This window comes from Salinimicrobium profundisediminis (assembly GCF_026241755.1).
Taxonomy (GTDB): Bacteria; Bacteroidota; Bacteroidia; order Flavobacteriales; family Flavobacteriaceae; genus Salinimicrobium; species Salinimicrobium profundisediminis.
Genome location: NZ_JAPJDA010000006.1, coordinates 1 through 8,353 on the forward strand (window position 1 = coordinate 1; position 8,353 = coordinate 8,353).

The 8,353-nt window shown below is 40.9% G+C and carries 8 protein-coding genes; 4 read left to right on the forward strand and 4 right to left on the reverse strand.

The features are described from left to right. Window positions 1-208 precede the first annotated feature (208 nt). Entirely contained in the window at window positions 209-490 is a 282-nt protein-coding gene (locus OQ279_RS04610; RefSeq protein ID WP_266068654.1) for a Sec-independent protein translocase subunit TatA/TatB, read from the forward strand. 217 nt (window positions 491-707) lie between these two features. Continuing rightward, window positions 708-1,352, forward strand: a complete 645-nt coding sequence (locus OQ279_RS04615; protein ID WP_266068655.1) for an O-methyltransferase — start codon at window positions 708-710, stop codon at window positions 1,350-1,352. A 64-nt stretch (window positions 1,353-1,416) separates the two neighbouring features. On the opposite strand, the gene OQ279_RS04620 is transcribed toward OQ279_RS04615, so the two are convergent. Then, entirely contained in the window at window positions 1,417-1,818 is a 402-nt protein-coding gene (locus OQ279_RS04620; RefSeq protein WP_266068656.1) for a four helix bundle protein, read from the reverse strand. Between the two features lie 93 nt (window positions 1,819-1,911). Between OQ279_RS04620 and kynU the strand changes: the two genes are divergently transcribed. Continuing rightward, window positions 1,912-3,180, forward strand: a complete 1,269-nt coding sequence (gene kynU, locus OQ279_RS04625) for a kynureninase (protein ID WP_266068657.1) — start codon at window positions 1,912-1,914, stop codon at window positions 3,178-3,180. A gap of 136 nt (window positions 3,181-3,316) precedes the next feature. Here kynU and OQ279_RS04630 read toward each other — a convergent pair whose 3' ends face one another. The 3 genes from OQ279_RS04630 to OQ279_RS04640 form a co-directional block, all read right to left on the reverse strand. Beyond that, window positions 3,317-3,961, reverse strand: coding sequence for a hypothetical protein (locus OQ279_RS04630; protein WP_266068658.1), 645 nt, complete (start codon window positions 3,959-3,961; stop codon window positions 3,317-3,319). Between the two features lie 951 nt (window positions 3,962-4,912). Next, complete coding sequence (locus OQ279_RS04635) at window positions 4,913-5,668, reverse strand: SDR family oxidoreductase (protein ID WP_266068660.1); 756 nt, start codon at window positions 5,666-5,668, stop codon at window positions 4,913-4,915. Between the two features lie 432 nt (window positions 5,669-6,100). Beyond that, window positions 6,101-6,256 carry a lmo0937 family membrane protein gene (locus OQ279_RS04640; protein WP_029038389.1) on the reverse strand — a complete coding sequence of 52 codons (156 nt, stop codon included), beginning with the start codon at window positions 6,254-6,256 and terminating at the stop codon, window positions 6,101-6,103. A gap of 410 nt (window positions 6,257-6,666) precedes the next feature. Here OQ279_RS04640 and OQ279_RS04645 point away from each other — a divergent pair, with 410 nt between their 5' ends. Beyond that, window positions 6,667-8,013 carry an FAD-dependent oxidoreductase gene (locus OQ279_RS04645; protein ID WP_266068802.1) on the forward strand — a complete coding sequence of 449 codons (1,347 nt, stop codon included), beginning with the start codon at window positions 6,667-6,669 and terminating at the stop codon, window positions 8,011-8,013. Window positions 8,014-8,353: the final 340 nt, after the last annotated feature.

The following is an 8,353-nucleotide window of genomic DNA, read 5'->3' on the forward strand; positions in this document are numbered from 1 at the left end:
GGTGAAAAAACCACTCCTTTAAATATCTACCAACAAAAAAGCCGCCTAAAAATTACTTTTCAGACAGCCTCTTTTTTTATGCGGTTAATTTTATAAAACTCAATAGGCTGGAATTTATTTTTACTGAAGACTCATTCTGAAAATTGCTGAAAAGTTTTTAACAAGCTGACTTTTTTAGTGATTGGAATAGTAAGTATATTTGCAACGTATGCAAACACTTCCGTTATTTATTAGTGGTGCCGAGATCGCCTTTATCATGTTTATTCTTGTGATGGTATTTGGTGCCGATAAGATCCCTGAAATTGCCCGAGGTTTGGGTAAGGGGATGCGCAGCATTAAAAATGCCACAGAAGACATTAAGTCTGAAGTAATGCGCAGCGCCGAAAAACATGGAATGGATACTTCTATAGGAGACGATGTGAAAAAAGAGGTGGACAAAGTGAAAGAGGAGATCGAGGAGCTTACGGGAAGTGTTAAAAGAAGGTTTTAATTCAGTAGACAATGTGCAGTCTAAAGTAGGCAGTTACTAAATTACAATCACTTCAGATATCAGGTAATAAATTTTCCAGCATTAAATTTTAATTTTGCTCACAACTGGTTTTTTGTTAAATCCGGACATTATATTTCAGCAATAGCTAAAAGCTAACTGCCAATGAGCTTTGGATTTTTATCTTCGTACTTCTAACTTCTAATTTTCGTACTTCCACATGCATTTTTTGCCCCAAGAGATAGACGATTACGTCGTTCAGCATTCAGCCAAAGAGCCTGAATTGTTACAGCAATTAAACCGAGAAACCAATCAGAAAGTACTGCAACCCCGAATGTTGAGCGGGCATTACCAGGGGCGGCTGCTAAGCCTGTTGTCAAAGCTTATCAATCCGCAGAACATCCTCGAAATTGGGACTTATACGGGATATTCCGCTTTGTGCCTGGCAGAAGGTATGAAAGCTGGCGGCATTTTGCATACTATAGATATAAACGAAGAACTGCTGGACCTTCAAAAAAGGTATTTTGAGGCCTCTCCCTGGAAAGAACAGATCGTTCAGCATTTAGGAGATGCAACCCAAATTATTCCAGCCCTGGAAGAAGATTTTGACCTCGTCTTTATTGATGCCGATAAACCAAATTATCCGGTTTACTTTCAGCAAATAATGGAAAAGCTGCGTCCTGGAGGCGTAATTTTATCTGATAATGTGCTGTGGAGTGGAAAAGTTGTGGAGCCGGTGAAGAAAGACGATGAATCGACTCAGGCTTTACTAGAATACAATCGACTTTTGGCAGAAGATGAGCGGTTAGAGACGGTGATGTTGCCCGTTAGAGATGGGCTGACGATTAGTAGGAGGAAATTGTGATGTAGTAATGAAGTTACGGAGTGATAAAGTAAAATCTAGATCACTCGGTACTTCATTTCTTGTGTTACTCTTTTAAATTTTTAATAAGTTTGAGTAACATTCTTCGGATATAAATAAGTTCCTCATTTAAAAGATTATCTTTTTTCAAATATTCTAATCGTACAGAAATTTCGAGCTGAGTTTCTAACTCGGCTAATGAACCTAATGAAATATATAGAAACCTACTGAAATCTTTTTTTGATTGTCTTGCGGCACCTTCAGCAATATTAGAAGGTATGGAGACTGCAGATCTTCTTATTTGGCTGGTGATGCCAAACTTTTCTTCGGGAGGGAAATTTTTAGTTATCTGGTAAGTAATTACAACTAAATCAATAGATTCTTGATAAACAGTAAGATCTTGATGTGATTTCATCTGATTGTTTTTTAATAGGTTATCTGTTGTAGCTAATATAAAGATCTGATACATATAATTACCTTTTTAGCTAAACCATAAAATATCTCGTCACTTCTTCACTACGTCACTTCTTCACTAATTCTTACATTTGGTAAAAAATTATCAATGCACTTCCAAAACACCTTAGACTGCGCCCAACAACTTGATCAACAAGATCCTCTAAAAGAATACCGCGATAAGTTCCATTTTCCGAAGGTAGGCGGCAAAGATGTCATTTACTTTACCGGGAATTCCCTGGGTTTGCAGCCAAAGAACGCAAAGAAATACGTGGATGAGATCATGACCGATTGGGCCGGTCTGGCTGTAGAAGGTCACTTTCAGGCAGAGAAGCCATGGTGGGATTATCACGAAAGATTTTCAGAAAAACTGGCTCCCATAGTCGGGGCAAAACCTTCGGAAGTTACGGTTATGAATACCCTAACCGTCAATTTACACCTATTGATGGTTTCATTTTACAGTCCAACTTCAAAACGTTTTAAGATCATTATGGAGGAGAAGGCTTTTCCAAGTGACCAGTATATGATTGCGAGTCAGGTGCGGTTTCATGGATTAGAGCCGGATGAAGCTATTGTGGAAGTGAAGAAAAGAAATGGAGAACATCATTTTAGAACCGAAGATATTCTGCAAAAGATTAACGAAGTAGGAGAGGAGTGCGCCTTGGTGCTCATGGGCGGAGTGAATTATTATAATGGGCAGGCTCTGGACATGGAAACGATTACCAAAGCCGGAAAAGAGGTGGGAGCCTTTGTTGGTTGGGACCTCGCACATGCCGCTGGCAATGTAGAATTAAATCTGCACGATTGGGGTGCTGATTTTGCTGCCTGGTGCAGCTATAAATATATGAATGCCGGCCCGGGAAATGCTTCAGGATGTTTTGTGCATGAGCGGCATCACGGGCAGAAAGATATTCCGCGTTTTGAGGGCTGGTGGGGGCATAATAAAGGCCGTCGTTTTTTAATGGAACCTGAATTTCAACCCGAGCCCAATGCCAATGCCTGGCAAATTTCTAACGCCCCTGTGTTGGCTCTGGCTCCGTACCTGGCTTCCCTGGAATTGTTTGAAGAAGCAGGAATGGCGGTTTTAATTGAGAAACGAAACAGGATCGTCGCATACCTTGAGTTTATATTACAGGAAATTGCGCGGGAAGTACACTGCAATTTCGAAATTATCACTCCGCAAGAGCGGGGAACGCAGTTATCGGTTTTTCTACACGGACAGGGCAAAGAACTCTTTCATTATTTAATGAGGAACGGCGTGGTCACCGACTGGCGGGAACCTAATGTGATTAGGTTAGCGCCGGCGCCTTTTTATTGTTCTTATGAGGACATGTGGAAGTTTGGTCAGGTTTTGAAGGATTACTTTAAAAAGGAATAAGTATCAAGAAGCAAGAGACGAGGATTTATAAAATTGAAGATTTGAAATTGTTCCGCAAAAATGCAAGGAAGACCAATGGCCAACGGTTTTGCTAAAAATCTCTTTAATATCTAGACTTTAAAGTCTGATGTCTCTGTTATTCAACACTAACATCCGTAAAGAAAAGCTCGAAACTTCCATCTTTGTTCCGATGTGTTTTTGCGATGGGAATTCCTCTATGCTCTTCGTAATTTTCCCAGGTAGTGGCAAAAGGGTTTTCCCTGCTGCCACCCGATAGATATACCCACTCCCTGATCATATTATCTTCTCCAAAATAGATCTCGTACATGTCGCCGGGAGTATAACCTGCTTCGCCGGGATATTTCACTGTTACCCGCTGCATTTGTTCACCACTTATTGGTGCGGTAGCCTCCTTTGTGTGCTCCCACTCCATATCATCCCATACCAGGTGGAATGGGAATAATAGCCAGTACTGGTCGTTTATAAACTGCTGGTCGATCTTCTCATTTGCAGCTGCTTCTGTCTCATGGTTATAGGTGACGGTGTTATTGGCAGTATTAAGGCTGACTTCATGTGTTTTAGGTTTCCACGTCCATGCCCTGCTGGTTCTAAGGCTGTCATTTACTTTTACGTTAAAAGTGTAACGGATTTCTTCGACATCGTTCCAGTTTTCAAAACCATTAGCTTCTGCAATTTGCTCAACTATAGTAGTTTCTTTTTTCTGATTGTTGCAGGAGATAATTAAAAAAAGGAGGGGAAGGAAGAGAAGTGTTTTTTTCATTTTGAATATGAGTTGGTACTGGATAAAGATATGAAAATGGGAATTATTTAATTTGTGAATTGGGGATTGGTTAATCGATAAACTAAAAAGCACGATTTTCAAGCCAAAATTTCGCAATCCACTATTAAGATAAAGCTAATAGCAAAAGGCTTCTTCCAAAACTTGAGAATAAAGTGAGGGGTAACATGGTAGAAGATCAATTTCTCCGACAATTGGACGAGCAGAACCTATAAGTGTGTATGTTTATCGAAAATGAATCCTCTTCTTTTTTCATCAATGGAAAAAAGAAGCAAAAAAATCCAGGCTTACTAAATTTTTTGTTCAGCAGCTAAATTTTAGGAACTCGCCAGGATAAAATAGTTTCGAGATAGAATCGCATAAGCTCAAACAGCCTAAAATTTCACGCTGCTTTCACTTCAAATTTGTCGTCAATTTTTCGTAGGCCGTTTAGGTTCTGGTTTTTATTGAAGCAGTTCCTTATTTTCTTGGGAACGGATAAAGAATCAGTTTTTGGAGACTTCAACAAACTCTCCAAAAATAGGAAAAGACACCAGCTGTTGGCGCGGATCTGTGATTCGTGACGATTATCAAAACTAGAACAGATGGAGATGTACTACATCCAAGGGGGAGATTGCTTCAGTCGCCTTGTCAGCTCCTTCGTCAAGACGTAAAGATGCTAAACAGTTGAAAAAAAGACTGCCAACTAAAAACTGCGCACTGCCTACTTCTTTTCCCGGCTCACTTTTAGTTCCGATAGCCATCGGGAGGGGTAAAACGGGAAAAGGAAATACTTCGACTAATCCACCCTTTGGTCGGACTCAATGTTAGAATTTCCCGCAACCCGCAACCCGCAACCCGCAACCCGCAACAGTGTCAACTTGTAACCTGTAACCTGCAACAAATATTTTTTCGTACTTCTAACTTCTAAAGTCTGAATTCTAAGATCTTACTTTAAAGTGCTTTCACACTCATACCGCCATCAGCGACTATATTTTGTCCCGTAATAAAAGAAGATTGATCCATAGCCAAAAATGCGATGACTGATGCTATTTCTTCGGGTTCTGCAATACGGTGGAGCGGAGTACGTCGCAAGATCATTTCTTTTCGCTCTCCCTGCAGTACCGAATCGGTTAGAGGAGTGCGTGTGTACCAGGGTGAAACCGCATTGACTCTAATATGGTCTCGTGCCCATTCCACAGCCAGACTTCTGGTTTGTTGTAAAAGTCCGGCTTTTGCCATAGCATATGGCGTGCCGGTGCCAACATCCTGAGTCGCGGCAGCCGAAGAAATATTGATGATCTTTCCGTTTTTGGATTTTACCAGTTGCGGATACAATTCGCGAGCAAGGAGGAAAGGTGAAATCAGATTCGTTTCCAGTACCTGCCGGTGCTCTTCTTCAGAAATATCTGTAGCTTTTTTCCGAATATTTATTCCGGCATTGTTTACCAGGATAGTCACTGCTTTCCAGTTATTCAGTGTCCACGTAGCAATTTTATTGCGGTCTTCGGCCTTGGTGACATCAGCAACTATTCCTTTTACTACATGACCCTGAGCTGTATATTCATCTTCTACCTTTAGAATGTCATCTGCATTTCTTGCGGTAAAGAGCACTTCTGCACCCAACTTGAGAAATTCCTCAACAGTTGCCCTGCCAATTCCTTTTGATCCGCCGGTGATTACTGCGGTTTGTCCTTTAAGGTTCCACATTTTTTTAATGATTAAAGTTTAATGACTAAGGATTAATTATGACCAGAAAAACTGAGCGGCCGCAGATGTGCACACCAATTCATACTTTCATTGCTGGCGCAGATTTGTAATCTGTGCCGAGGTTCAGAACAAACTTCCAGTACTGGCGCGGATTTGTAATCCGGGCCGAGGGTTTAAGACAAACTTCCCTTACTGACACAGATTTATGGTCTTTGCCGAGGCTCAAAACCAACTTACATTATTATATAGTTTCGAATAAAACTTACTGCCTATTGCCCACTCTAATTCCATTTTTGCCGTGATGAACTTAGCATTAACAAAAAAGGCATAAACTGAGAGACCGCCTCAAATAAAGACAAGAAAGATCCAAAATCACCAGAAGATGATAGAGGTATTCTTCTTCTCAATATTTACCGAGGCGGCCTCTGTTTTCTACAGACTTCTTCCTGTAAGGAGTTTGTATATGATCAGGATTACTGCGATCACGATCAAAATATGGATTATGCTTCCAAGGTCTGGAAAGGCGAAATAGCCTATTAACCATCCAATAATTAATAAAACGATAATAAGCCAAACTAGGTCTCTCATAATTGATTAATTTGTGCTACCACCTGGTAGCTGGTTAGTTTTTCATGGTTATTCACCTAAAATCTGTATTTCTAAGTCGGTTTTTCACAGATTATTTATTAAAAGTACAAAAGCTTTAATCTCAATAATCTACTTTAACGGAGGTTTAACCCTTCAGAAGATTTTGAGTTAAAAAAATATAGATGATTTAATTTTAATAATATCAATCTCATAATCTGCCATCTGTATCCCTTTATTCCACCGCTCTTCCAGCGTTCATATCAAAACATTGGTACATATAATAGTATATCATCAACAGGTAGATCTTAACCCGCCATTGTAATTGTAGTCTTGAAAAGCCAGAAGATGTGCAGGCGAATGCGCTCAACGCAACTCTCAATAATTCAAAAAGTAGTATTTTCGCCGGTAACATGCAGCACTCAAAGAACATTGCCATTGTAGGTACAGGACTCGTAGGGTCTTTGCTTGCCTTACACCTTAGAAAAAAAGGACATAATATTACTGTTTTTGACAGACGGCCCGATGTGCGGACAGTTGAATTCTCTGGCCGCTCCATAAACCTAGCCATGTCCAATCGCGGGTGGAAAGCCCTGCGTGAGGCAGGTATTGAAGAAAAAGTGAGAGAACTGGCAATTCCCCTTTATCAGCGGGCAATGCACGTAAATAACAGTCCGGTTTATTTTCAGAAGTACGGGCAGGAAGGAGAGGCGATCTATTCTATTTCCCGCGGAGTGTTAAACCGAAAGATGATAGATCTTGCCGAAGCAGCAGGAGCCGAGTTCAGGTTTGAAGAAAAAGTGTGGGATGTAGATCTTGCCGAAGCAAAGCTGTATACCGGTGAATCTGAAAAAGGTAACTGGCAGGAGTATAATTTCGATCTTATTTTTGGGGCCGATGGTGCTTTCTCACGGGTACGGCACAAAATGCAGCGCCAAAGCAGGTTCAATTATTCCCAGCATTTTGTAGATGTGGGCTACAAGGAGCTTAGAATCGCCGCCAATGCCGATGGTTCTCACAAACTCGACAAAAATTCCTTTCATATTTGGCCAAGAGGCAGGTTCATGTTAATTGCCATGCCAAATCTTGATGGCAGTTTTACCTGCACCCTTTTTCTGCCTTTTGAGGGCGAGCATTCTTTTGAGACCATTTCTTCCGAAGCTAAAGCCGAAAAATTCTTCAGTGAATTCTTTCCCGATATCAAAGATGAAATTTACAACCTTACCAGCGATTTCTTCAAGAATCCTACAAGTGCGCTGGTCACCGTGAAGTGTTTTCCGTGGACGTATTATGACAAGATTGCGTTGGTTGGAGATGCGGCCCATGCCGTAGTGCCTTTTTACGGGCAGGGCATGAATGCAGGTTTTGAAGATATTTCAGAATTAAGTCGGCTTGAAACAGAGTTTGGAGATGACTGGGAGCAGATCTTCGCAAATTATCAGGCGCTTAGAAAGCCGAATGCCGATGCTATTGCCGAGTTGAGTCACCGTAATTTTCTTGAAATGAGTAGCAAAACAGCCGATCAAAAATTTCTTCTGCGGAAGAAGATCGAAAAACATTTTGCTGAAAAGCACCCCGAATCCTGGCTCCCGGTTTATTCCCGTGTAACTTTTTCTGAATCCCCTTATGCTGAAGCCCTTGAATTGGGCGACAAACAAGCTGCTATAATGGATAAAGTGATGAAATTACCTGGCATAGAAGAAAAGTGGAATACAGCTGAAGTAGAGCAGGAGATCCTGAAGTTGCTCAGTGGAAGTTAGAAATACGACGCGAAATTAGAGTTACGAAATTAGAAGGACGATCGGAAATTAGAGTTACAAAATGAAATCGACTTTATAAGTTGATTTTAGTTGTTGACCTGGAGTAGAGATCACTCAACTCGCAACCTGCAACCCGCAACTGAAAAACCCGGAACCTGCAACTCGCAACCCGCCTCTTTTTCACAGTATTACCTTCCAAAAATGCCATTTTCAGCACCTCTTTCTGATCTCTTCTCAACTGACAATTTTCCATTCCATAAGAGATTTCTCAGTCTTAAAAAAGCTCCTTCGAAATGACAACAGAAACCTGTAGCAGGACAAAACATGTAACCTGCAACAT

What these genes read in the sequence shown, in the direction of transcription:
- OQ279_RS04635 (WP_266068660.1), bottom strand. Translation starts at nt 5,668, where the DNA reads ATGTGGAACCTTAAAGGACAAACCGCAGTAATCACCGGCGGATCAAAA.
- OQ279_RS04620 (WP_266068656.1), bottom strand. Translation starts at nt 1,818, where the DNA reads ATGTATCAGATCTTTATATTAGCTACAACAGATAACCTATTAAAAAAC.
- OQ279_RS04610 (WP_266068654.1), top strand. Translation starts at nt 209, where the DNA reads ATGCAAACACTTCCGTTATTTATTAGTGGTGCCGAGATCGCCTTTATC.
- kynU (WP_266068657.1), top strand. Translation starts at nt 1,912, where the DNA reads ATGCACTTCCAAAACACCTTAGACTGCGCCCAACAACTTGATCAACAA.
- OQ279_RS04630 (WP_266068658.1), bottom strand. Translation starts at nt 3,961, where the DNA reads ATGAAAAAAACACTTCTCTTCCTTCCCCTCCTTTTTTTAATTATCTCC.
- OQ279_RS04640 (WP_029038389.1), bottom strand. Translation starts at nt 6,256, where the DNA reads ATGAGAGACCTAGTTTGGCTTATTATCGTTTTATTAATTATTGGATGG.
- OQ279_RS04615 (WP_266068655.1), top strand. Translation starts at nt 708, where the DNA reads ATGCATTTTTTGCCCCAAGAGATAGACGATTACGTCGTTCAGCATTCA.
- OQ279_RS04645 (WP_266068802.1), top strand. Translation starts at nt 6,667, where the DNA reads ATGCAGCACTCAAAGAACATTGCCATTGTAGGTACAGGACTCGTAGGG.